Raw genomic sequence first — 23,568 nt, forward strand, 5'->3', positions numbered from 1 at the left:
GTGGCGCGGAGGTTACTGCTGGTCGAGACCGGGCTGGTAGTCCGGGTCGGTGTGCCGGTGAACGGTGTCCAGGTAAATGCGGTCGGCGCGTTCCTGGATCCGTTCATCGGCCTCGATCTGCAGGCGGGTCCGTTCGGTCAGTTCGCGTTCGCGGGCCATCGCCAGTTCGTGCTTGCGCTGCCGGCTCTGGGCGACCGCCCAGACGATCCAGCCACCGCAGCTCAGCCCGAGCACCAAGAGGATGCCGAGGATCGTCTGCACGAGGTCCATCAGGCCTCCTCGGTCGCTCTCCGTCGCCACACTACTGCCCAGCGCAACAGTCCGCAGACCACAACGGCCTCGCCCGCCAGTACTGCGATCGCGGCGAGCGGGCTCCACAGGCCGGCGAGAGTCAGGTACCAACTGCGGACAAGCAGCACCAGAGCCGGCCCGAGAATGGCCGTCGCGAGCAGGGCATAGCCGGCATAGATCCGCCTCGCCCGTCGCGAATAGGCAGCGACACCGGACGGTCCGTGCCGCAGGAAGGCACCGGCGAAGCGGAACGACTCCCCCTGCAGGTTCGAGGTGGACGTCGCGTGCTCGAGCATGTGGTAGCCGTCGAGCTTCAGCACGGGAACCAGGTTCGCCAGCGCCGCAACCACGCCGAACAGCAACAACGCCGCAGCGAGGCCATGCCACCACCCCGACTGCGAAGCCCACCACCAGAGCGCGGCGAACGGGATCAACGCGACCAGGTTGACGTAGACGCCGGCGAACGAGGTGACCACCCGCTGGCCGGGCCGCGGAAAGGTGACGACGTCGTCCACCTTGCAGTACGGCGCGATCATCGGGAACCGCCACATCACCCCGATCTCCGTCGGCCGCCCGCCGTACCGGACGCAGGCGATGCCGTGGAAGAACTCGTGCCCCGCGATCACCACCCAGCCGACCAGTAGGCCGACCACGGCCGCGGTCCACCGCGACGGCGACTCCGAGACCGCCGCCCACAGCGTCGACCACCTCAGCAGCACGAACACCGCGACCGCAGTACCGGCCAGAGCGAGCGGTACTGCGGCCAGCGGGTGCAGGAGCCACCCGATCCGCCGAGCCAGCGGTACTACGAGCTCGGCAGCACCGGGCAAGGGCCGGCGCCAGAGCAGAGGCGATCGCCCGGCCGTCCGGCGAGCCAGCTCCGTCTTCTCACGCACCGCCTCGAGTTGTTCGGGTGCGGCGGGCTCGATCAGCGCGTGGGAGTGCAGCACGCCGAGGAGTTGGGTCCAGTTCGCCTCGCCCAGGCGTTTGCCGAACTGCTCGGCATACGCCACGCCGATGTCCGCGAGGGTCCGGGTGCCGTCGAGCTGTGCCATCAGGAACGCCTCGCGCGGGCCGACCCGCAGGAACGCGTGGGTCTCGCGGTCGCCGACGATGTGCACTACGGAGGTGCCCTTCAGCAGCCCCGGGCCGATATGGACGGACTCGCGCAACGCGGGCCGGGCCTCGGTCAGCCAGTCGCTGACGGTGGTCATACCGAGGCCGGTTCGGTCGCTGGTTCGAGGGCCCTTTCGATCAGGTAGGACAGGTAGATCTCGTCGAGGATGGCGACCCCGAAACGGTTGTTCGTCATGTGGATGTACGAGCCCAGCAGGACGGCGGCGCGACCTTCGGGATCGGCGATCGGCTCCTTGCCGCTCCCGCCGGTGCGGCTCGGGAACAGCAGCCGGCCCGACTCGGCCTCGACCCGGTCCCGCAGCTCGCGGCAGTGCGTCAGCCACGTCCGCTCGATCCCCGACAGCGCCTGCGCCTGATCGCCTTCGCTGATCGAGCGGATCCGGTCGATCCGCTCCGTCAGCGCCGCCCGGGTCAGCTCGAAGCTCTTGTCGAACGAGTCGTGGTAGTCGTCCGATGGCTCCTGGTACGACGTCTCCCAGAACGACCGGTACCGCTGGAAGAACCGCCGGACCGCCTCGTCCGACCCGAGGAACGTGTACGCCGTCATCAGCGACAGCTGGGTCGCCAGACCGAGCAGGACCGGCCGCACATGGGTGTTCGAGGTGGCCAGCAGCTTCGCGACCAGATCGCTGGAGTGCTGGAAGTGCCACTCGGCGAGCTCCATCCCCACCGGTCCGCCGTACCGGTCGAACTCCTGCTCGTACGGCATCAGCGCGACGCTGTTGTTCGGGCGGAACGGCATCACCCCGTCCACGCCGTACTCCTCGACGAAGCGGTGTTCGCCGTACTCCGCGATGTACATCTTCTTGTAGATGTCGCCGAGGCCGTCGATGTCGGTGTCGTACAGGGCCGGTCGCCGGGCCAGGAACGCCTCCAGCGCGGCGGTCGCGCGACTGGTGACCTCCTCGCGCAGTTCGGGCCGGGCCGGGTGGAAGCGAACCCGCAGGTGCGGTCCCTCCATCCAGTACTTGATGAAGAACCAGCAGTCGATCAGCTCGTCGCGGCGCAGTTCCTCGACCAGCGGCCGGACCGCCTCGACCAGGATCGGATTGGCGTCGCTGGCGTAGAAGACGTGCAGAGCCACCCAGCCGTCGGTCATGAGTCCCTCCCGGTGTCGTAGAGCTCGAGCAGCAGTTCGGTGACGTGCGGGCGACCGTGCTCGTCGGTCAGCCACAGCTCGTCCAGATCGGGGTTGGCCTCGGTCAGCACGATCCGGGCCGAGGCGCCGAGCGCGAGTTGTTCGAGCAGTTGCAGGGACATCCAGCTGTCGAAGTCCACCGGCAGAGGTTTGCGGCCGGCCTTGCGCTCGCCGTCCGGTGCGGCCGGTACCGCGTTGTCGTCGACCGCGGACTTCGCCGCCGCGTTGTCGATCTGCGCGAACAGCCGCCGCGGCAGCCCGTGCTCCAGCCGCCAGCGCTGCAATCTGAGCAGGTGCTCGGCATCGGAGTGCTGTGGATCGCGGAACGGGAAGACGGCTGTGTTCAGCTTCCACATCCGCCGCTGCAGGACGAGATCGCCCAGCGCCAGCCGCGGGTACGACGTGATGCCGTCCACCGGCACGGGATCACCGGTGCCGGCCCACAGGTCGATCTGCGCCATGCCGCTCGGCGAGAAGCACAGCAGGATCTGCTGGATCTCGGGCAAGGCCATCGGCATCAGGAAGCCCAGGTAGACCGGAACAACCTCTTTACCGAGCCGCGTCGACATCAACCGCACCCGATCGGCGTGTTCGTCATGCACCAGCACGAGGTCCTCGAGCGAGATCTGCTCGGCCGGCGGCCGGGTGCTCGCGTCCCCCGGACAGACGATCTCGTACTGCGTGACTGCCGGGTGGATGTTCAGATTGGTGGTCTCGTAGCCGCCGCGGAGCTCGGCCAGCACGGCTCCGTCAGGCGAGTAGTCGGCCAGGATCTGGGTGATCAGCTCGCCTGCGCCCTCGATGCTGTGGGCGAACCGCGAGAACATCAGCGTGAGTCCCGCGTAAGCCTGATTGAGAATCAGCCGACCTGGAGCCTGACCACCTGCAGTCAGTTGGACGAAGAACGACCAGGGCTGCGCGAGCTGAGCAGCACCCGGCAACTCCCGCCGTACGGCGTCCACGAACTCCGGGCCGAGGCGGATCTCCTCGACCGGGCCGGGGTCCGCCGCGCGCAGGTCACGCAGGTGCAGCGAGGCGGCTTCGCGGGCCCGGTCCACCGCCACGATGTCATCGAGCTTGAACCAGTTCTCCTGCGGCACGAACGCGTTGTCGTCGTCGAACTGGCGCCGGCGCATCGCCCGCCGGGTGTACGGCTCGAAGAAGTCGCGCTGGAACTCGTGGCAGAACCTCACCACGTCCTCACACCGGCCGCCGACGCCGTAGCGAGCTCGGAAGAAGCCCTTCGCGGTAAGGCGTCTCGACACATTCAGGTCGAACGCGGGCAGGATGTCGGCGAGGTCCGCGAGGTCGGGGAGCATGGTCCGCTCCCACACGCCGCGGTCCACCTCCATCCCTTCGCCGGTGATCGTGGTGTCCTCGTAGATCACCGTGCGCGGTACCAGTTGGTCGGACGCGCCGAGCACCTCGAAGCTCGCGCGCACCTGCTCACGCAGTTCCCGCAGTACGGACGCGCGTCCCCGGGCCGGCGTGCCGGGGTAGGCGTCGACCAGGACGACGGCTGCCTGCAGGGAACGGGCCAACTGCTGCAGGATCGGGTGGTCCTGGGCGCTCAGCGCGGCCACGAAGATCTCCGTCGGATGGGCCGAGCGCAGGTCGATCTGGAGATCCGGAGCGAGCAGGAATCCCAGGCGGAGCAGGTGTCCGACCAGCTGATCCGCCTCCGCGATGGTCCGCTCGGGGGCTGCGTCGGCGAGCTGCCGGCTGAGTTCCGCCAGCGTCGGCCGGGCCTCTCTTGTCAACGCGACCACGTCGTCGAGCGCCGGACCGCTGGGCAGGAAGAACAGGTTCTCGTGAACGTTGTCGATAGCAACTACCGCGTCCGGGTCCGTCCCGGCCGCGGTACGGCGCCGGACGTACCGCATCGTCTCGCCGTCCGAGCTCGCGCCAGGCGCCAATGTCACCCGCAAGCCGGAGCGGAGGGTGGGATCGGCCAGGATCACCGCGGACAGACGGGCGAGCACGGCGATGTTCAGCCGGGTCGTGGAGTGCTGCCGGAGCGAGACCGGTTCGGGGCGAGAACGAGTCGCGGTGTCGCTGAACCGGCCGAGGCCAACCGAGGTGAGCGTGCTGAACGGGCTGGTTTTCAACGCTGCCCGATAGAGCAGTTCCAGCAGGGTTCGCTCGACCTGACGGCCGTGCTTGTCGAGCTTGCGGGCCGGGTCGAGGTACCGGTCCATGTTCTTCTCGAGTACCTCCGACTGGAGCAGGACCGCGCTCCGGAGGTTGTCGTCGGCAAGGAGCTCCCTTGCCCGCGAACGAGCCGCTGCCTGGTCGTCACCGAGTACTGCGAGGCCCTGGTCGAGGAGGTCCCGGACTCTGTCGATCGCCACGATCCACTGGTTCGCCAGGGCTCGGGTCTCGGCCGGCATCAGCGGCTCTGCTCGGGTCAGCGTGCTCGGCCGGGGACGCCGGCCGTTGAAGGCGTCCCGGCGGAGGTTGATCAGGGCCACTCGCTCCGGATCTTCGGATCCACGAGCAGCCAGTTCGGACTCCAGGGCCTCGCGGAGGTCGTCCCCGATGGCGTCTCGGGTGCCCTCGGCCGCTAGCATCTGCTCGGTCCAGGCGACGGTGGCCGGAGTACGGAGGGCGGCTACTGCTTCTGCCGGTTGGCCTGCGACCCGCAGGAGGAAGCCGGAGCCCAGCCGCCAGCCGGACGCAGTACCGGCCGTTGTACTGAAGGGGGTGGAGAGCAGGTCTGTCATCGGGGGTCTCCTTCAGCTGACCGGTGGTGCAGGCCGTGGTCGTACCCGGCGCGACCGGCGCGCTCGTGGCCGAGCAGGATGAAGAGCATGCTGCGCTCGTCGGTCTCCTCGAGGCCGAGGAACTCGTCGACGGCGAGGTTGTCGATACCCAGTACGGCACCGATCCCCAGCCCGCGGGCGGTGGCCGCCAAGTAGGTGGTCTGCGCTAGCTGGCCGACCTCGATGCTCAGCATCCGGTAGCCGCGGGCGCCGTATGCGTTCACCAACGCCTCCAGCCGTCCCGTGATCACCAGGACGGCAGCGACCTCGCTGATGTTGTAGTTGGTCAGCGCGTAGTGCCGCTGGACCTGGCCGAAGTCGAAGGATCCTGCACCGGTCAACTGGTGCTCAGCCGGGTCGTAGGCGTACGCACGCTCCGCCAGGCCCTCGACGGCGTTGGGGAGGACCCACAGCCTGGTCCACGGAGTCTCGCGAGGTGCGGGTGCCACGTCCGTCCCGGCTCGGCCGATCCGGGCTGTCGTCGCCAGCACCGAGCTGAGGTCCGACGCCGACAGTGGAGGCCGGACGGAGAAGAGGCCAAAGCTCGATCGCCTTGTCCGCAGGCTCGTGGTCAGGTCTGTGCTGGACGGTTCCGGCGCCGGCAACGGGATCACGTCGGTCTGGTCCAGTGGTGCCAGGCCAACGGGGCTTGTTGTGTCCGGCCTCGGTGCGTTGCCGACCAAGGCCGCCGCGTGGATGCGTTCGACCAGCTCGAAGTCGCGGACCCGATCGGACTTCTCCCACACCCTTGGAGGATTTGGCGCGCCCAGGCGCTCTCCTTCACCAGCAGGGGTTGTCGGCCCGAGTGGGATGACCACGAAGGGCGCTTCGGTGCGCCCGTCCACGGCGAGCGCAGTACTGACTGGTGCTTCGTCGAACCACAGGACGGGCTCGACTGCGAGGCCTCCGGCCGCCAGCACGAACCGCCAGGAGGCGAGGAGAGCGCCGACGTCCTGGGTCACCACGTGATAGCTGAAGGAGTTGTATTTGAAGGCGTTCTTCCAGAAGCTCAGGGTCGCGACCAGGTAGAGGCCGGCACTGACACCGGTAGCCGCCGCCAGCTCGCTGCAGCGGTTGGCCGCGGACAGGCGGTCGAGGCTGTGGTGAGCCGTGTCGTAGTGGTAGACCCCAGCACGGACCGGTGCTGACGGCCCTGCGACCAGATAGCTCTCCGCCGGGTACATCCCGCCGCCGGAGGCTGTCGGTCGGGACCACACCGGCTGGGCTGCTCTTAGCTTGTTGGTGCTGTCCTCGTTCCAGTTGAGCGCAGTGCGGCGATCTATCAGCCCGTAGCAACCGAGCACCGACGCCAGTACGCCGAGCGCGGGCATCTCCTCACCGGCAGGAGCGATGGCGCGAGCCGCGGCCGCCTCCACGCCGATGGACGGGAGGCCGGCGAACGGTACAGGCAGCGGCACCTTCGGTGTGTCCAGGTAGAGCTTGTGCCGGGACGGCTGATCGTCCCAGTCCACCGTGAACCCCATCGGCGGCAACGGCACTCGCTGCCGCTCGAACATCCGGCGCGCGTAGTCCATCGCGACCGCGGGGCTGCCGGGCCCGGCGGCGACATCGATCTGGCTGGTCACCTGCACTCAACTCCTACGGAAGACACGGGCTGGGGCGGACGCGGGCTGTCAGGGGAACGGGTGCGGCACGCGGTGCAACTGTTCGGGCGTGAGGGGCTGCGCCGTCAGACCGCCCTTGTACGGCGCCCACAGCGTCCGCGGCATTGTCAGCACCCGCTGGCGCTGCCAGCCGAAGTCGATCGGGATCAGCCCGGGCACGATCGTCGCCACCGTGTGCAGGCCCATCGCCAGTTGCTCCGGCGTCGTCTGGTCCACCACGACCGTGTCCATGCCCCCGGCCGCGAACAGCGCGACGATCTCCTCGACCGGCTCGCGCAGATCAGTCACCGGCGCCCGGCCGGTGGTCCAGTTCGCGAACACCTGGTCCAGCGGGGTGACCTCGGTCTGCCGCAACCAGTGCTCGGCGTGCTGAGCCATCTCGGGCATGCCGAACAACAGCGCGTGGTGCGCCAGCTCGGTGACGTTGCGGTAGTCCGTCACCATCTCCTGGACCTGCCCGAGCGTCTCGCTCACCCGCTCCTCGAAGCCGGTGACGTACGACGCCACCTCACACACAGCAGCCCGTACTGCGTCCGCCGGGTCCAGGGAGGCCCCGCCGGCGAAGCAGAGCGTGCCGAGCCCGCCATCCCGCCGTACTGCGACTGCACCGACGGCGGGGACCGGGAGATCCACCCGGATGTCGAAGCAGCGCAGGTCGTAGCCGAGCAGGTCGACGTGGGCACGCATCTGCCGAACCAGCGGGTGGTCGACGGTGTCGAGGTCGATCTCGGTCGGGGTGAGACCGCTGTACCAGCTGATCAGGAAGGCGTCCCGCTCGATCAGTTCGAGCTGCCCGTGCAGGACGGCCTCGGTGACGGAACTGCCGGAGGCGCAGCCGTTCGAGCACTCCTGCACGGTGTTGCGGTGGTCCTCGCGGTGGTCGAGGTAGTAGACGATCTGCTCGGGGACGAGCAGCGGGCGGTGGTCGCGGACGGACCAGCCCCACACCCACGGCACACTCGGGTTCTCCGACCAGGGCACGTACTTGTCCTGGTGCTGTTGGTAGAAGTCGGGCGTGTAGAGACCGCACTGCTCCATCTCCACGAACGGGACGGTGAGCTCCGTCGCAGTCGCGCGCAAGGCCACGTCCACCCGGCGAGGTCGCTGGCCGGCGTCGCGTTCCAGACCTTCCAGCGCACCGAGGAGTTCGCTGCGCTGGTAGCTCTCGGCGTGGCCGCTCCACCACATCTCGTGCAGGCCGTACTTGCTCCGCACCTCGAAGTGGCCGCTGGCCGGCGCAGTGGCGGTCGCGTGGTAGGCGCGGATCGCCGGACCGCCGAGCATGCCGCACACGGGGTTGGCAAGCGCGTCCATCGGCAGAGCGAGGTCTTCCGGCTTACGGGACCGGCCGCTGCCGGGACTGGACGCGGGTGTGGACACCAGGCGGATCCGTGCGTCGTCGGCGGTGTCCGGTTGCGGTTGGGCACACACCTCGCAGGACGAGTCGCGGATCAACCCGTACCGCTCGACCTTCGCAGTACGGGTGTCGATCTCCCAGACCGGGTACGCCGGGCCGTCCGCAGGCGCCTCGGCCGCAGCGCGGGTCACCGCGGCGGCGACGCTCATCGCATGCGGGCCGGGGACGCTGTGCGGGGTGGTGAGGACGCCGTGCGGGTGATCGAGGATGCGGCGCTCGATGGTCGGGCGGCACACGACCCAGCGGCGGTCCAGACAGGTCGGGCACGGTCCAGCGCCGCCGGGAGTCGCGGCGACCACGAGAGTGCCTGCGTAGAGGCGAATGCTGACCGGGGCGGCCTCTCCGGGACTCGGAGCGCCAATGGTGGCTCGCTCCTCCTGACCGGGCAGGCCGAGCACGGCGACGTCGAGGGCGATCGCGGGGCCGGGTGGCAGCAAGTCGGCGATGGAGCCGCCGACCACGGCCACCAGCGCCGCGGCATCCGGCGCCGCCGAGAGTGCGTGGTGTTCCTCCAACGTCGTCACTGGATGCAGCTCCTTCTCGTTCCTGGGCGGACACCGACAGCGGGGTCGGCGGACGGACTACAGACGGCCGCTCGGGGCGGTGAACGGCCGGGACATGCTGCGGACCAGGGCCCTTGGTCCGCAGCACTCAGCTCACTAGCGCGTCGGTCAGCCGCAGCTGGACGTGCTGGTGCTCGTCGAGCAGCAGCTCGAGGTGCTGCAGGAGCAGCAGCTGGAACAGCTGCAGGACGAGCTGGTGGCTGCGAGGTCCAGGGACGGATCGGTGATCTCGTCCACCTCGAAGGTGGCGGCCTCGAGGTCGAGCAGTTCGAGGCCGAGCGTCTGAGTGCTCATGGTCGGACTTCCTTCCTGTTTCTGCGCGGCCGTTCAGCCGCGACTGGGCGGTAGCAGTACTTCGGTCCGGACGACGGCATCAGCCATCGCCGCACCCGGAGTGACGAACGGCTGTCAGCCGCCGCCGCACCCGGTGCTGGTGCTGGTCGAGCAGCAGCTGGACGTGCTGCAGGACGAGCAGCTCGAGCAGGAGCAGCTCGAGCTGCACCAGCCGGCCGCATCCTGGCCGAGATCGACGATGTCCTCGATCTCGAACGTGGCCGTCTCGAGCACGAGCAGCTCTTCGCGGAGCGCCATGGTGGTTCACCTCCTTCCTGGGCGGGTTGGGGCCGCCGCCGGTCCGGCGGCGGAACCTGGGGAGGCAGTACCTCGCTCAGCTGGTACTGCTGCAGCTGCAACTGGAACACCCGCAGCAGCTGGAGGTGCTGCAGGAGGAGCAGCTCGACGTACTGGTGCTCGAGCTGCACCAGTCGGCAGCGTCCTGCCCGACGTCGGCGATCTCCTCCACCTCGAAGGTGGCGGTCTCCAGCGACAGCAGCTCGGTGGTCAGGTCGGTCATCACGACTCCTTCGCGTCGGGGGCGGCGGTGCGGAAGAGCAGGACCCGGGCCACCGAGGTGACGCCGGCCAGGTCGGGTGGAGTGAGGTCGACCGCCGCGGCCCGGCGGCCCGTCCTGGCGAGCTTCGCCAGGATCGCGTCGTCGCCGACGGTGTCGATCAGCTCGGCTGCCTCGGGAGCAGGTCCGGCGACGAGAGCACCGCCGAGATCCGCGTCCAACCGCAGCTTGTGGTCGCCTCGCGCGAACGGCGTACCGGCCAGCTGGCGTTCGCCTACGGCTGTCAGGAGGGCTGCCTCGGCCGCTGCCACCCAGCTCGTCGCGGCCCGGGCGATCAGTTGCCGTTCCACTCCGTTGCTGATGGCAACTACTGCCACCGGTACGGTGCCGCGGGCGAGCTGGAAGTCGACCTTGTCGCCGGCGGCGACGAGTTCGTTGACCAGGATCATCAAGCGGCGGTATTGCAGTGGATCCAGCGCCTGGGCGATCAGTTCATGGGGCACTCGGACCACCGGGAGCTCACCGCTGGCGACCTCCGCGATGGCACTTGAGCCGACTGCGGCGACGAGCGCTCGCGAGATCGCGGCAGCCGGAGTCGGTGCAGCAGCGAGGCCACCTAGGTCCGGCTCGAACTCGGCGGCGTTCCAGTCGAGCGGACCGGCGAGGACCGCGCCACGGTCGATGGCCAGCGGAGTCCCGTCCGTCACCTCGTACGCCGCGACCGGCGCTGGACGCGATGGCCCGGCACCGAGCCAGGTCTCGAGCTGCTCCGGTACGACGTCCTCCGCGCCCGACGCCGGGGCGGACATCAGGGGGAATCGCCTGTGGAGATTGAGGGTGTAGCGGACGGCGGCGTCCTCCAACGAGCCCAGCCTGGCTTCGAGAACGGTCTCCACCCCGAACGTCACAATCGGCTCGATCGCCGCGGCAGGCGCCCGCAGTACGGCTGTCTTGACCGGGATCTGCGGCACCGCGTCGTCGTCGAAGTGCCGGAACACCCCGACCGCGTCCGCCACCACTGGATCGAACCGTCGGTAGGCCCACTCCACCCCGCCGTCATCCGCCGGCACCACGGGCTCCGCCGGAACGGCGGTTTCAGCGGCCGGCGAGGTGGGTTCGACGGCCGGGTGGGGCAGGACGTGTTCGGTGCGGACGGTCAGGCGATCGGGGTCGAGCAGGATCACGGTCCGGTCGAGATCCGAGGGGATGCTGCCGGACAACTGCTTGAAGATCTCGAAGCCGGCCAGGTTGATCAGCATCGTCGCCGCAACCCCGGGCAACACAGGGCCGGCCGGTGCAGCCGCGGCCCCAGCCACCCCTGCCTGCCAGAGCTCGGCAACCCCGGTCATCCCGTTGTCGCTCATCCGAAGGAGAGCGGACTGGATCGAGACGGCTCCCTGCCACGGCCCGGCCATCAACCGATCCCCGACCCGAACCAACGGCAGGAAGTCCAGTCCAGCCAGGCGAGCCTCCTCGGCCAGCGCGAACAACCGCGGCGACGGCCCTTCCAATGCCACCAGGACAACCAAATCCGCTTCCGCCGCCTGAGCCGCGTCCAACTCAGCTTCAGCAACCACCCGCACAAACCCGCCCGCCGTACCGGCTGCTGCGTTTGCTGTGCCGACGCCGTTGGCTTTCAGGGCGGTGGCGAGGGTTGTCAGTGCCTGATCGTCTGTGCCGGTGATGAGGACCCGGGCAGCGGCGACGCGGGTAAAGCCGCTGCCGTCGTCGCCGTGGTGCTCGAGGAGCGCGACCTGGCTGGGGAACTTGTCGCGAAGTTCCTTGTCCAGCAGGGCTCCTGGGCCGTCAAGGACCACACCACGCGAGGCGAGGGTGTCGAGCAGGGAGCGGACCGCGCCCGCCTGCGCGTCCGGCAGGCCCTCGACGATGTCGGTCAGCAACGTGCTGCCGTCGAGATGCGGCAGCAACGCCGACAGGTAGCGGTAGGCGCCGGCACCACGGATGACGAACGCGCCATCGGTACCACGCACGTACACACCGTCTAGCGTTTCGAGGAAGGCCACGTCCTGGCGCATGCGGGGCCGGACGAGTTCAACGGGCGGGTTGGTCACGGTTCGCTCCTCGGGCGGAAGGAAAGCGGTCGGTGGGTTCGGGATCAGGTGATGTCGCGCCGGTGGATCAGGACCGCGGCCGCGGTGGTGGTGACGACGAGATAGGCGACCAGCACCAGACAGGCGGCCGGCGCGCTCAGGTAGTCGACGACGCCGGGGGTACCGCCGTCGCCCTGGGTCGGTGCGCCGAGGCTTCCCACCAGTGAGCCGCTGGCGGAGCCGAGCAGGATGTTCCGGACCGGCTCGATCGCCGGGATCACGCCGGCCAGACCGGACAGCGCGTTCTCCAGGCCGAGCGTCCACAGCAGGCCGACCGCGAGTGCGACGGTGGTGCCACGGAAGATCACGCCGAGCGCGGCGCCGACACTCATCCAGGCCGCCGAGATCAGTACCGCGGCTCCGAGCGAGCCGAGCAGCGAGGTCACGGACGGCCAGTCGGCTGGGCGGCCTTCGACAGCGGCGATCACCGCCGACGCGACGGCCGCCGCCAGCGCCGCGACCACCGCGATGACGGTCGTCACCATGACGCCGATGACGAGCTTGGCGAGCAGGACCTGGACCCGGCCCGGCCCTTGGCTGAGCCGCGCTGTCCAGGTCCGCCAGCGGTACTCCGAGCCGGTGACCAGCACTCCGAGGATCAGCATGATCGCACCACCGAACAGCGGGTAGCTGCTCAGCGAGGTGGAGGCGAATGCCGCCGGCAACAAGATCCGCAGCAGCTCCGCGCGGCTCGCGTCCGCGGGGTCCAGCACGCTGTAGACGATGTAGGGCACGGCGAAGGCGAAGCCCACCACCATCAGCACCCAGGTGGCTCCGACGATCACGGGGGCGAGCCGCTTGCGCATCAGCAGCGCCTCGGCGGCGACGGCGTTGATCACGACTCCTCCTGCTCGTCCTGGTGGGCGGTCAGCGCGAAGAAGACCCCTTCGAGGGACTGCCGCTCGCGGCGGATCTCGTGCACATCGACCCCGGCCTCGACCAGCGCGCGAACCAGCCCGGGAACGTCATCCGGCGCAGTCTCCAGATGCCAGTGCCGGTCCTCTCTCTCACCGGCCAACTCGCCGGTCAGGTGGGCGAGGACCTGTCCCGCGGCTTCCAAGGGGGTTGCCCAGATGTCCAGGGCCGTCGTACCGGGGCGGTCGCGGATGGCGGAGACGGTGTCGTCGGCGATGACCAGGCCGCGGTCGATCACCACCACCCGGTCGCAGATCTGCTGGACCTCGCCGAGCAGGTGCGACGACAGCAGCACCGTCGTCCCGGACCTGCCGAGTTCGCGGATCAGCATGCGCATGGTGGCGACGCCTTCCGGGTCCAGGCCGTTGGTCGGCTCGTCCAGGATCAGCAACGCCGGATCCCCGAGCAGCGCGGCCGCGACGCCGAGTCGCTGGCCCATCCCGAGCGAGTAGCCACTGAAGCGATCACCGCCACGGTGCTGCAGTTCGACGACCTCGAGCACCCGGTCCACCTCGGCGTCCGGCAGCCCGCGAGCCCTGGCCAGTACTTGGAGATTCGTCCGGCCGGACAGATGCGGGACGAACGCGGGAGTCTCGATCAGGGCACCGGCCTGGCGCAACGCCTGCGGGGACCCAGGCGGCCGACCGAGGACCTTCACCGAACCGTCGTCCGGGCGGACCAGCCCCAGCAGGATGCGCAACAGCGTCGTCTTGCCGGCGCCGTTCGGCCCGAGCACTCCGTAGACCTGACCAGGCCGGACCTGGAGGCTGACACCGCGCAGCGCCGCGACCGCACCGAAGGACTTGCGCACGGCATCGACCTGTACTGCGAACCCGGTGGCGGTGACGGCGGCGTCCGGTGCCGGCTTGGCTGTCTGGGTGTCCACGATTCCTGCCTTTCGGGATTGTCACGAGAACAGGAGAACTCGACCGATCGAATGCGCGCACGGCAGCCGCCACCAGGTCGGCAGGTACGCCCGACAAACGTCGGTGAATTCGGCTCCCCAAAGCCAGGGCCTTGAGGCTAACAGAACAAAAGCGTCGCGGCGAGGCCTTGTTTCGGTGAACTTTCTTCACTCTTCCGGTCACCTGACGGCAACATCTGCGGCACCGGATCTTCAACTCAGTAAGGCGAAACCGCCACCCGAACCGCGTACCGCTTTCCACCCCGAGGCCCGCCCGGATCACTGCGAGCCCAGCCGGTGCCGTAAACAACGGTCGTCACAATTTGTAATTCAAATGCCGTCTGCGCGACCCTGGAAACAACGCGTGAATGCGGTATAAAAACAGTCATTTGAAACGATTAGTGGATTCTACCAGCACAGTCCCCGCATTTTGTCCACCCGGACTGGCGTGGCGGGAAATCCAGGCAGTCCGTCAGGCCGGCCGGCGCGGTACGGTCCGGGCCGTTGGAGTTCATCCGAAAGGCAACCTTTTCGCCGGGCCGGCCGCTGCCGGTGGCGTAATCTCGGCGCATGCTGACTGCGCGACGCGGCCTTGCCACGGCAATCGATTACGCGGCGCTGGCCGCACCACTGGCGTTGCTGGCCGGTCTCACGGTCGCCCGGCGACGGCGAAACCCCGCGCCAGTGGGACCGCCACCCTCGCCGGCGAAGGTCCGTCTCCTGATCGCGGCGGGCCTGACTATTCCCCTCAGCGGCCTGCTGGCGGCCGCCGAGGCGACCGGCGGATCACCCGGGAAACGCGCTCTCGGGCTCACTCTGAGTGACGACAAGACAGCAGAGCGGCCCACCTTTCCGCAGGCCTTGACCCGCTCTTTGCTGAAGACAGCATTGCCTTGGGAGCTCGGGCATCAGGCCGTCTGGGAGTTCCGCGCCGACAACACCTCCCGCGGCGCTGTGCTGGCGACCGGCGCCTACGCCGCCCTCGGCTGGCAAGCCTGGTCGATCGCCCGGGGCGGCGGCCGGACCTACCCGGACCGCGTCGCCGGCACCCGCGTCACGCAGGACTGATGGCCATGACCGTTCTCAGCGCGAAGGCCGTGAACCGGGCGACGCTGGCCCGCCAACTGCTCATCGAACGCTCCGACCTCAGCCCGACCGACGCCATCGCACGACTGGCCGGGATGCAGGGCCAGGAGCCGAAACACCCGTACGTCGGGCTGTGGACGCGGCTGCAGGGATTCGACGACGAGCAACTCACCTCGGCCGTACAGGATCGTGAGGTGGTCCGGGCGACGCTGTATCGCGGCACACTCCACCTGGTCACGGCCAAGGACTACCTGCGCTTCCGGACCACGCTGAGCCCGGTGCTCGAGTCGGGGCTGAAGTTGCTGGGCGACCGGGCCGAAGGGCTCGAGCCGGAGAAGGTCGTGGCCGCGGCCAGGAAGATCCTGGCGAAGGAACCGCTGACCTTCACCGAGGTGCGGGACGCCCTGCAGCAGCAGTTCCCGGCGGCGAACGACCGGGCGCTGGGGTTCTGCACGCGAATGCTGGTGCCGTTGGTGATGTTCCCGGTGGACACCCGGTGGGGCTGGTCCGCGAACGCGAAGTTCACCCCAGCCGAGGATTGGCTCGGGGCGAAGATCCGGCGGAGCGCAGTACCGGAGGAGTTGGTGATCCGATATCTGGAGGCGTTCGGGCCGGCCACGCCTGCGGACTTCCAGACCTGGTCGGGGTTGCCGAAGGCCAAGGTGTTGTTCGACCAGGTCGAGCTCGAGGAGTTCACCGACGAGAACGGCAGAACTCTGTACGACGTACAGAGTGGACCGCGCCCGGACCCGGACACGCCCGTGCCGGTGCGGTTCCTGCCCGAGTTCGACAACCTGCTGCTGGCGCACGCGAAACGCGAGCGGATCATCGCCGACGAACACCGTCCGGCCGTGTTCACGAAGAACCTGCGGATCAAGTCGACGTACCTGGTCGACGGGCTGGTCGCGGGTCTGTGGACGGCCGAGAAGAAGCGCGGTGTGGCGACACTCACGCTGACCCCGTTCGGCCGGACGCTGAAGCGCACGGCGACCGAACTGGAGCGTGAAGGCACCGCGTTGCTGGGCTTCCTGGAGCCGGATGCGAAGACCCACGAGGTGGTTACGGCTGGTGGATGAGGTTGTTGTCACACGTCGGATGACTGGGCTTGAGGGCCTCGGCCCAGTGGAATAGGCAGATGAGCACAGTCCCCACGATCACTCTGGACAACGGCGTCGAGATCCCGCAGCTGGGCCTGGGGGTCTGGCAGGTCGAGGACGAGATCGTCACCGACGTCGTCAAGGCGGCCTTCGAGTCCGGCTACCGGCACATCGACACGGCCGCCATCTACGGCAACGAAGAAGGCGTCGGCCGGGCCATCGCCGAGGCCGGCATCCCCCGCGACGAGCTCTTCATCACCACCAAGGTGTGGAACAGCGACCAGGGCTACGACTCCACCTTGCGGGCGTTCGACGCCAGCCTCGGGCGGCTCGGCCTCGACTCCGTCGACCTGTACCTGATCCACTGGCAGGCGCTCAAGAAGGACAGGTACGTCGAGACCTGGAAGGCGTTCGAGCAGCTGTACGCCGACAAGCGGGTGCGCGCGATCGGTGTCTCGAACTTCCACATCCCGGCGCTGGAGCGGGTGTTCGCCGAGGCCGACCTGCGCCCGGCGGTGAACCAGATCGAGCTGCACCCGGCGCTGCCGCAGGACGAACTGCGCGCGTTCAACGCCGAGAACGACATCGTCACCGAGTCGTGGAGCCCGCTCGCGTCGGGTGAGCTGCTCGGCGACCCGACGCTGAAGGCGCTCGCCGACAAGCACGGCAAGTCGCAGGCCCAGGTGGTCATCCGCTGGCACCTGCAGCTCGGCAACGTGGTGATCCCGAAGTCCAAGACGGCCAGCCGGATCGCCGAGAACATCGCCGTCTTCGACTTCACCCTGGACAACGACGACATGGCCGCGATCGCCGATCTCGAGACCGGCGTCCGCACCGGCGGCGACCCCGACACGTTCGGCTGACCTGTCTCACGCGGTTCCTGGGCCTGCGACGAGGTCCAGGAATCTCGCCAGTACCGGTGAACGGTTGTCCGGCGACCACGCCACGGACAACTCCCACGGGGGCAGGTCGTCGGACAACTCGCGATACACCACGGCCTCCGGGTCGATCCGCGGCGCCGGCGCGATGAGCAGCGAGACGCCCAGGCCGGCCGCGACGAGTGACACGATCGTCTGCACGTCCGCGGCCTCCTGCGTCACCTCGGGCTCGAACCCGGCCATCCTGCAGTGGTCGACGATCCTGTCGAAGACGGTCGGTCCGGTCGCCCGCGTGTAGAGCACGAACGGGTCCTCGGCCAGATCGGCCAGGCCGATCCGCTTCCGCCGAGCCAGCCGATGCCCGGTCGGCAACGCCGCCACCAGCGGATCTCGCGAGATCACCCGCGTCTCCAAGCCTCGCGCCACTCCCAGACGGAAGAGGCCGACGTCGATCCGGCCCTCGCGCAGCGCTTCGGTCTGGCGAATGGTGGTCATCGTCTCCAGGTCGAGCACCACGTCCGGATTGACCGCCCGGAACGCACCGAGCAGGCGCGGCAACACCTCGAACGTCGCCGACTGCACGAACCGCAGCCGCAACGTCCCCAGCTCACCCCGATGCACCCGCTGCGCATCGCGAACGGCCTCGTCCGCCCGCTCCAGCAACTGCCGGGCGTCGACGAGGAAGCTCTCCCCAGCCGCCGTCAGTACGAAGCGCTTCTTCACCCGGGCGAAGAGTTCGACGCCGAGGTCGTGCTCGAGCGCCGCGATCTGCCGGCTCAGCGACGGCTGGGTCAGATGCAGCAGGCTCGCGGCCCGGCCCACGTTCAACTCCTCGGCAACGACGACGAAGGACCGGAGCAGGCGCAGTTCCATGGTTTACATCATGCATCAGGCGTATCAACTCTGCCCAGAAGTTTCATTGGACGTATCAACCTGTCGGTCCTAGTTTCGAAGGGACGAAAGGAACCGACGATGTACCTCTTCCCGATCACCGTCATCGACAAGGTCGCCCGCGAGTCCCGGTCCGGGATGGCCGACGCGCCCGTCCACACCTACGTTCCGCCGCGCCGCTTCCGCTGGTTCGCCGACCGCCGGGGGAGGCCGCTGTGCGAAGCTGAGGCCCGTGATCGAAGTCCGAAGATTGCGGGTGCTGCGAGCACTTGCTGATCACGGCACCGTGACGGCGGCCGCCGAGGTACTGCACCTGACCCCGTCGGCCGTCTCCCAGCAGTTGGCGGCGCTGGAGTCCGAGGTCGGCCAGGAACTCCTCGAGCGCCGCGGCCGCCGGGTCGCGATCACCTCGGCCGGGCGGCTGCTGCTCGAGCACGCGGACACGATCCTGACCGAGGTCGAGCGCGCCGAGGAAGCCATGCGCCGGCACGCCGAGGGCGCCACTGGTGAGATCCGCGTCGCCGCCTTCGCAACCGCGATCAGCCTGCTGGTGGCGCCTTCCCTGGTCAGTCTCCGAGCGAGTACGCCGGGCCTGCGCCTCGTAGTACGGGACGTCGAAGGCCATCAGGGCATCACCCAGCTCCTCGACGGCGAGGTCGAGCTGGCCATCGCCGTCGAACACCGCGGCACCCCACGCGCCGACGACGAGCGCCTGACCCGGATCCCCTTGTACGCCGAGCCTTTCGTGGCCGTGATCCCCTCGACCCACCCCGCGGCCGATGCTCAGTCCGTCGACCTGACCGCGCTGTCCGCCGACGACTGGGTGATGACCTCGATCGGGAACCCGCTGCGCGACGTAGTACTGCTGGCCTGTGAGCAGGCCGGATTCCAGCCGCGCATCGTCCACACCTCCGACGACTTCCACTCGGTCGCCGCCCTGGTCGCCGCCAACGCCGGCGTCTCCCTCATCCCCCGCCTGGCCGTCCCCACCCCGAGCCCCGCGGTCATCCGACCCCTCACCGACCCACCCCCGGTACGCCGCGTCTTCGCCGCCACCCGCCGAGGCCAGGCCGACAACCCCCTGATCGCCGCCACCCTCAAAACCCTCGCCGAAACCGCCGCCGACCTACCGCTGACTCCCTAGCGGCGGATCCCCGGAGGGCGCGAACCCTCGCCCGCGCAGCCGCACAGTGTGCTCCGCCCGCGCCGTGGGGGTTCGCCCACTGTCAGAGCAATGGGCGAACCCCCCGAGGAGACAGCGAACCCCCAACAGCACCAGCGCACCCCCGGAGGGCGCGAAACCTCGCCCGCGCAGCCGCACAGTGTGCTCCGCCCGTGCTGTGGGGGTTCGCCCACTGTCAGAGCAATGGGCGAACCCCCCGAGGAGACAGCGAACCCCCAACAGCACCAGCGCACCCCCGGAGGGCGCGGAACCTCCCCCGCGCAGCCGCACAGTGCGCTCTACCCGTGCTTTGGGGGTTCGCCCACTGTCAGAACAGTGGGGTAACCCCCCGAGGAGGCAGCGAACCCCCAACAGCACCAGCGCACCACCCCCGGAGGGCGCGGAACCTCCCCCGGCGCAGCCGCACAGTGTGCTCCGCCCGCGCTTTGGGGGTTCGCCCACTGTCAGAACAGTGGGCGAACCGCCACAGGAGGCAGCGAACCCCACAGCACCAGTGAGGCTTCGCCTCTGACCGCCGAGTGTGGGGCTGGCGTGGGTGTCACGGCGCGGGACAGCCAGGGCTATGGCGACGGTGACGGTCAACGAGCCCGCCGCCGCCTCAACCAGCTCACCCAACGACGGCAAGGAACCAACACCTACGACCTCACAGCCGAACCGACAACGAGTCGCGATCTTCTAAACCAAGTCCACGACCGCCTCCTCAGCCCCCTCCTCGCCGCCGACCAACCCCGCGCCCCCACCGAAATCCGACAAGCACTGGCCACCACCGACCGCCACGTCCGCAGCCGCACCGACCACGAACACCTCGCACAGCCCGCCTGAGACTCACGACAGACGCCACACTCCTAGCGGCCAAGCACCGCTAGCAACCGCCGAGAGCAAGGAACCGATCCGCTGAAGGGTGAGAGTCGGCCGCCGTCAGTGGCGGGCGGCGTCGTAGCGGGACTGGGCTGATTGGACCGTCGGGACCTGGGACTCGACCCAGCGGGCGAGGGCGTGGACCTGTTCGGCGACGTCGCGGCCGGTGGGAGTCAGGGAGTAGTCGACGCGTGGGGGGATCACCGGCTTGGCGTCGCGGTGGACGAAGCCGTCGCGTTCCAGTGCCTGCAGGGTCTGGGCGAGCATCTTCTCGCTCACCCCGCCGACGTGCCGACGCAACTCGCTGAACCGGTACGACCGCTCCAGCAGCGCGGCCAGGACGAGCACTGCCCACCGGCTGGTGACGTGCTCCAGGATCGCCCGCGACGGGCAGTCGGTGCGATTGACGTCGGGAGCCAGCAGCTCGCTCATCGGAGACCTCCTTCGGTCGGCAGCCACTTACCCACGGCTGCGTACCTTACTTCAAAGTGGGTACTTCCCTGCAGTTTGTACCCACCATACGGTTAGCGCTGTAGGCAACACCTCCGACAGGAAGAAGTTCATGAGCATCGTCATCACCGGGGCGACCGGGGAACTCGGCCGTCTCGTCATCGCGGATCTACTGGCGGCGGGCGTCCCGGCGGACGGGATCACCGCCGTCGCGCGGGACTCGGAGAAGGCCGCCGGACTCGTCGAGCAGGGCGTCCGGCTGCTGGTCGCGGACTACGACCGGCCGGACACGTTCGACGACGTGTTCAAGCCCGAGGACCGCGTGCTGCTGGTCTCCGCTAGCGACGTGGGCCGTCGGGTTCCGCAGCACGCTGTCGTGATCGACGCAGCAAGGGCCACGGGCGTCGCGCAGGTGGCGTATACCAGCATCTTCGACGCTCCGAACACCAATTTCGGGCTGGCGCAGGACCATCGCGAGACCGAGCAGTTGATCCTCGACGCGGGTGTTCCGTACACGTTCCTGCGCAACAACTGGTACAACGAGGCGCCGGGCGTCGCGGGCGACCTGCGCGGCATCGTCGAGCGTGGCGTGATCGCGAACGGCGTGAGCCCGGACGCACGACTCGCCAGTGCCGCTCGGGCGGACTACGCGGCCGCCGCGGCGGTCGTGCTGAGCACGGAAGGCCATCTGAACAAGGCGTACGAGCTCAGTGGCGACGCTGCTTGGACGTACCCCGAGTTCGCGGCCGAGGTGTCGCGGCAGAGCGGGAAGACGGTGGTGCACCAGTTCCTCGGCCGCGACGAGAACGCGGCGCTGCTGACGAGCGTCGGGATCCCGCAGCCGTTCGCCGAGATCCTCGCCGAGGTGGACGAAGCCATCAGCCACGGCGCCCTGGCCGGCACCCCCGGCGACCTGTCCCGCCTGATCGGCCGCCCGACCACCCCGCTCGCGGACACCGTCACCGCCACCCTGCGCTGAAACCAGAGAGGTCTGCGCTGCGGATCACCCGCAGCGCAGACCTCTCTCCCCCAGACCTTCGTGTGCTCAGTTGAGACGGGCGGCGGCGAAGCGGGCGACGCGTTCGAAGTTGGCCGGCTCGATCCCCGTACCCATCTCACTGAAGGCCAGGACGCTGACGACCTTGCCCTGCTGCGTCACGGCGTACGGGAATCCGCCGTTCTCACTCCCCGGATCCGACGGCAGCGCGTAGTCGTACCAGCGCAGGATCCGCGTCCGGTCGCCCAGCGAGAGCGTCCGGTTCTCCGTCATCTTCCGCGCGTGCGTCTGCCCGGGTGAGAACGCCTTGCAGGACTTGATTGTCGCGACGATCTGGTCGTACGCCGCACGCGCCGCCCGCTCGTCGGAGTACCGGGTGATCCACTGCCCGCCGTCGGCTTCCAACTCGTCGGTGAAGTGGCGACTCAAGACTCCCTTGACCTTGTCACCACGAGTCGACGCGAGGCCGCAGATCGGCGCCAGGGGAGTCTGCGAGTTCGCCTGCCAGTGCCGGCTCGGGTCCCCCTTGGCCATTTCCTTCCCGGTGAGCAGCATCGAGCTGCTGAGCCGGAACGGCTTCACCGGCGCGGGTCTCGGCGTCACGGTCGGCTTCTTCGACGGCTCGGCTGTCGTACCCGGCTCCGACGGATTGTCGACCGGCTCGGCCGTCGAACCGACCGTCGGAGTCATGCTCGCTGTCGCCGTCGGCACACTGGCGGCCGGTACCTCCCCCGCGGCCGGCTCTTTGTTGCCACAGGCCACCAATAGCAGCCCCATCATGGCCACCCCGGTGGCAACCGCCACCCGCGTGTTCCATCCCCCTACGGACATGTCCCCCAACTTTCTTTCCTGAAGTTCCCCTGGTGCTCTTTGGACGCCGCCGGTGCGGGATTGGTTGGAAGCACAAGCCCCCGGAACTGTCGGCGGCGTGCACTAGCGTCGTCCCCATGGCCACCATCGCGCTCTTCCACTCAGTCCTCGGCGTCCGGCCGGGCATCCACGCCGCCGCCGACCTGCTCCGCTCCCACGGGCACCGCGTCCGCGTCGTCGACCAGTACGACGGACGCGTGTTCGACGACTACGACGAGGCGGCAGCCTTCGCGGTCGAGGCGGGTTATCCCACGCTGATGGGGCGCGCGCTGGACGCGGTCAAGGATCTCCCCGAGGGGTTTATCGCGGCCGGGTTCTCCAACGGCGGCGGGATGGCGCAGTTCGTCACCTGCCGGCAGCCCGGGGTGGCCGGCGCCGTGCTGGTGTCAGGCGTTATCGACCTCGCGGAGTTCGGCGGCGACGTGACCTGGCCCAGCGGGGTGCCCGCGCAGGTGCACTACGCCGCCGACGACCCGTTCCGCGTCGAGGAGTGGGTCATGGCAGGCGAGAAGGCAGTCACCGCTGCCGGCGGAGACCTCGAGCACTACGAATACCCCGGCACCGGTCACCTCTTCACCGACCCCAGCCTCCCCGCGGAGTACCAACCAGACGAGGCAGGCGACCTCTGGCCACGCGTCCTGAAGTTCATCGCCACCTACGGCAAGGGCTAAGCCGCTGCCGGTACTCCCGCGTTGCTGTCAGGGGCCGACTGCCACCTGAGGTTCCAGGTGAGGACGCGCACGTCAGGCGCGGCGGCGGCCGTCCAGGCCGACGGTGGAGAGGCGGGCGATCAGGGTGCGCGGGATGTAGCGGGCGCCCGCTACGACCAGTTTGTAGCGCCAGGTCGGGATCGAGATCGCCTTGCCGCGCATCAGGTCCGCCCAGGCGCTCTCGACCAGTTCGTCCGCGTTGAGCCACATGAACGACGGGATGATCGTCTTGTCGATCCCCATCCGCTCGTGCCACTCGGTGCGCACGAAGCCCGGGCAGACCGCCATCACGGCGACGCCCTTCGCGTGCAGCTCGATCGCCAGTCCGGCGGAGAAGTTCGTCACCCAGGACTTGTGCGCGCTGTAGCTGCCGCGCTGGATGAAGCCGGCCACCGACGACACGTTGATCACCGCGCCGGAACCCCGCTCGATCATCGGCAGCACCGCGGCGTGAGTGAGCCGCAGCACCACTCGGACGAGCAGGTCGAACTGCTTCTCCTCGACCTCGATCGGGTTCGCCCAGAACGGCTTCCGCTGGCCGAAGCCGGCGTTGTTCACCAGCACCTCGATCGGCCCGGTGGCGAACCGCTCCTCGACCAGGGCGAGTTCCTCGGGCTCCGTCAGGTCGGCGGCCAGCACCTCGCAGGCGACGCCGTACCGGCGGCTGATCTCGGTCCCGACCTCCTTCAGCCGCGCCTCGTCGCGAGCCACCAGCACCAGGTCGAACCCCTCGCGGGCCAGCTTGTCCGCGAACGCCCGCCCGATCCCGGCCGTCGGCCCCGTGATGAGCGCAGTCGCCACAACCTCGTCCCTCCGTCGATGACCTGCCCAGTCT

Annotated in this window: 23 protein-coding genes; 7 read left to right on the forward strand and 16 right to left on the reverse strand. The window is 69.0% G+C overall.

Features of this window, described 5'->3' with window-relative positions; all coding sequences use genetic code 11:
* Positions 1-12 precede the first annotated feature (12 nt).
* From ACFPJ1_RS10725 to ACFPJ1_RS10780, 12 genes are all read right to left on the reverse strand, one after another.
* Complete coding sequence (locus tag ACFPJ1_RS10725; protein ID WP_380103359.1) at positions 13-270, reverse strand: hypothetical protein; 258 nt, start codon at positions 268-270, stop codon at positions 13-15.
* Complete coding sequence (locus ACFPJ1_RS10730; RefSeq protein ID WP_380103360.1) at positions 270-1,505, reverse strand: hypothetical protein; 1,236 nt, start codon at positions 1,503-1,505, stop codon at positions 270-272. The genes ACFPJ1_RS10725 and ACFPJ1_RS10730 overlap by 1 nt, the downstream gene beginning before the upstream one ends.
* A complete protein-coding gene (locus tag ACFPJ1_RS10735) occupies positions 1,502-2,527 on the reverse strand; it encodes a thiopeptide-type bacteriocin biosynthesis protein (RefSeq protein ID WP_380103361.1) in 1,026 nt (341 codons plus the stop codon). Before ACFPJ1_RS10735 ends, ACFPJ1_RS10730 begins: the two co-directional genes overlap by 4 nt.
* Entirely contained in the window at positions 2,524-5,289 is a 2,766-nt protein-coding gene (locus tag ACFPJ1_RS10740; protein WP_380103362.1) for a lantibiotic dehydratase, read from the reverse strand. The genes ACFPJ1_RS10735 and ACFPJ1_RS10740 overlap by 4 nt, the downstream gene beginning before the upstream one ends.
* Positions 5,286-6,914 (reverse strand): SagB/ThcOx family dehydrogenase, encoded by a 1,629-nt coding sequence (locus ACFPJ1_RS10745; RefSeq protein ID WP_380103363.1) that lies wholly within the window; start codon positions 6,912-6,914, stop codon positions 5,286-5,288. The genes ACFPJ1_RS10740 and ACFPJ1_RS10745 overlap by 4 nt, the downstream gene beginning before the upstream one ends.
* A gap of 48 nt (positions 6,915-6,962) precedes the next feature.
* Positions 6,963-8,894, reverse strand: coding sequence for a TOMM precursor leader peptide-binding protein (locus tag ACFPJ1_RS10750; protein WP_380103364.1), 1,932 nt, complete (start codon positions 8,892-8,894; stop codon positions 6,963-6,965).
* A gap of 147 nt (positions 8,895-9,041) precedes the next feature.
* Positions 9,042-9,227 carry a hypothetical protein gene (locus ACFPJ1_RS10755; protein ID WP_132283866.1) on the reverse strand — a complete coding sequence of 62 codons (186 nt, stop codon included), beginning with the start codon at positions 9,225-9,227 and terminating at the stop codon, positions 9,042-9,044.
* 79 nt (positions 9,228-9,306) lie between these two features.
* Entirely contained in the window at positions 9,307-9,435 is a 129-nt protein-coding gene (locus tag ACFPJ1_RS10760; RefSeq protein WP_370452686.1) for a hypothetical protein, read from the reverse strand.
* 165 nt (positions 9,436-9,600) lie between these two features.
* Positions 9,601-9,786: a thiazolylpeptide-type bacteriocin gene (locus ACFPJ1_RS10765; RefSeq protein WP_380103366.1), complete on the reverse strand. Its 186-nt coding sequence runs from the start codon at positions 9,784-9,786 to the stop codon at positions 9,601-9,603.
* On the reverse strand, positions 9,786-11,855 hold the full coding sequence (locus ACFPJ1_RS10770; protein ID WP_380103368.1) for a hypothetical protein: 2,070 nt from the start codon (positions 11,853-11,855) through the stop codon (positions 9,786-9,788). Before ACFPJ1_RS10770 ends, ACFPJ1_RS10765 begins: the two co-directional genes overlap by 1 nt.
* Before the next feature lie 44 nt (positions 11,856-11,899).
* Positions 11,900-12,733: an ABC transporter permease subunit gene (locus tag ACFPJ1_RS10775; RefSeq protein ID WP_380103369.1), complete on the reverse strand. Its 834-nt coding sequence runs from the start codon at positions 12,731-12,733 to the stop codon at positions 11,900-11,902.
* Positions 12,730-13,695 (reverse strand): ABC transporter ATP-binding protein, encoded by a 966-nt coding sequence (locus ACFPJ1_RS10780; RefSeq protein ID WP_380103371.1) that lies wholly within the window; start codon positions 13,693-13,695, stop codon positions 12,730-12,732. The genes ACFPJ1_RS10775 and ACFPJ1_RS10780 overlap by 4 nt, the downstream gene beginning before the upstream one ends.
* A gap of 588 nt (positions 13,696-14,283) precedes the next feature.
* Here ACFPJ1_RS10780 and ACFPJ1_RS10785 point away from each other — a divergent pair.
* From ACFPJ1_RS10785 to ACFPJ1_RS10795, 3 genes are read left to right on the forward strand one after another with little or no spacing between them, the layout of a single operon-like run.
* Positions 14,284-14,781 (forward strand): RDD family protein, encoded by a 498-nt coding sequence (locus ACFPJ1_RS10785; protein ID WP_380103372.1) that lies wholly within the window; start codon positions 14,284-14,286, stop codon positions 14,779-14,781.
* Between the two features lie 5 nt (positions 14,782-14,786).
* Entirely contained in the window at positions 14,787-15,875 is a 1,089-nt protein-coding gene (locus tag ACFPJ1_RS10790) for a winged helix DNA-binding domain-containing protein (protein WP_380103373.1), read from the forward strand.
* A gap of 59 nt (positions 15,876-15,934) precedes the next feature.
* A complete protein-coding gene (locus ACFPJ1_RS10795) occupies positions 15,935-16,759 on the forward strand; it encodes an aldo/keto reductase (protein ID WP_380103374.1) in 825 nt (274 codons plus the stop codon).
* Between the two features lie 6 nt (positions 16,760-16,765).
* Here the strand turns inward: ACFPJ1_RS10795 and ACFPJ1_RS10800 are convergent, their stop codons facing one another.
* Positions 16,766-17,647: a LysR family transcriptional regulator gene (locus ACFPJ1_RS10800; protein ID WP_380103375.1), complete on the reverse strand. Its 882-nt coding sequence runs from the start codon at positions 17,645-17,647 to the stop codon at positions 16,766-16,768.
* Positions 17,648-17,746: 99 nt separating this feature from the next.
* Between ACFPJ1_RS10800 and ACFPJ1_RS10805 the strand changes: the two genes are divergently transcribed.
* Positions 17,747-17,941, forward strand: coding sequence for a hypothetical protein (locus ACFPJ1_RS10805; protein WP_380103376.1), 195 nt, complete (start codon positions 17,747-17,749; stop codon positions 17,939-17,941).
* Positions 17,922-18,809: a LysR family transcriptional regulator gene (locus tag ACFPJ1_RS10810; protein WP_380103377.1), complete on the forward strand. Its 888-nt coding sequence runs from the start codon at positions 17,922-17,924 to the stop codon at positions 18,807-18,809. Before ACFPJ1_RS10805 ends, ACFPJ1_RS10810 begins: the two co-directional genes overlap by 20 nt.
* A gap of 957 nt (positions 18,810-19,766) precedes the next feature.
* Here ACFPJ1_RS10810 and ACFPJ1_RS10815 read toward each other — a convergent pair.
* Complete coding sequence (locus tag ACFPJ1_RS10815) at positions 19,767-20,138, reverse strand: winged helix-turn-helix transcriptional regulator (RefSeq protein ID WP_380103379.1); 372 nt, start codon at positions 20,136-20,138, stop codon at positions 19,767-19,769.
* Positions 20,139-20,268: 130 nt separating this feature from the next.
* On the opposite strand from ACFPJ1_RS10815, the gene ACFPJ1_RS10820 reads away from it, so the two are divergent.
* Positions 20,269-21,135, forward strand: a complete 867-nt coding sequence (locus ACFPJ1_RS10820; RefSeq protein ID WP_380103380.1) for an SDR family oxidoreductase — start codon at positions 20,269-20,271, stop codon at positions 21,133-21,135.
* Between the two features lie 66 nt (positions 21,136-21,201).
* Here ACFPJ1_RS10820 and ACFPJ1_RS10825 read toward each other — a convergent pair whose 3' ends face one another.
* A complete protein-coding gene (locus ACFPJ1_RS10825) occupies positions 21,202-21,984 on the reverse strand; it encodes a hypothetical protein (RefSeq protein WP_380103381.1) in 783 nt (260 codons plus the stop codon).
* Between the two features lie 116 nt (positions 21,985-22,100).
* Between ACFPJ1_RS10825 and ACFPJ1_RS10830 the strand changes: the two genes are divergently transcribed.
* Positions 22,101-22,694 carry a dienelactone hydrolase family protein gene (locus tag ACFPJ1_RS10830; protein WP_380103382.1) on the forward strand — a complete coding sequence of 198 codons (594 nt, stop codon included), beginning with the start codon at positions 22,101-22,103 and terminating at the stop codon, positions 22,692-22,694.
* Between the two features lie 72 nt (positions 22,695-22,766).
* Here the strand turns inward: ACFPJ1_RS10830 and ACFPJ1_RS10835 are convergent, their stop codons facing one another.
* On the reverse strand, positions 22,767-23,534 hold the full coding sequence (locus ACFPJ1_RS10835; protein WP_380103383.1) for an SDR family NAD(P)-dependent oxidoreductase: 768 nt from the start codon (positions 23,532-23,534) through the stop codon (positions 22,767-22,769).
* Positions 23,535-23,568 lie beyond the last annotated feature (34 nt).

The organism is Kribbella qitaiheensis, from assembly GCF_042657745.1.
GTDB classification, from domain to species: Bacteria; Actinomycetota; Actinomycetes; order Propionibacteriales; family Kribbellaceae; genus Kribbella; species Kribbella qitaiheensis.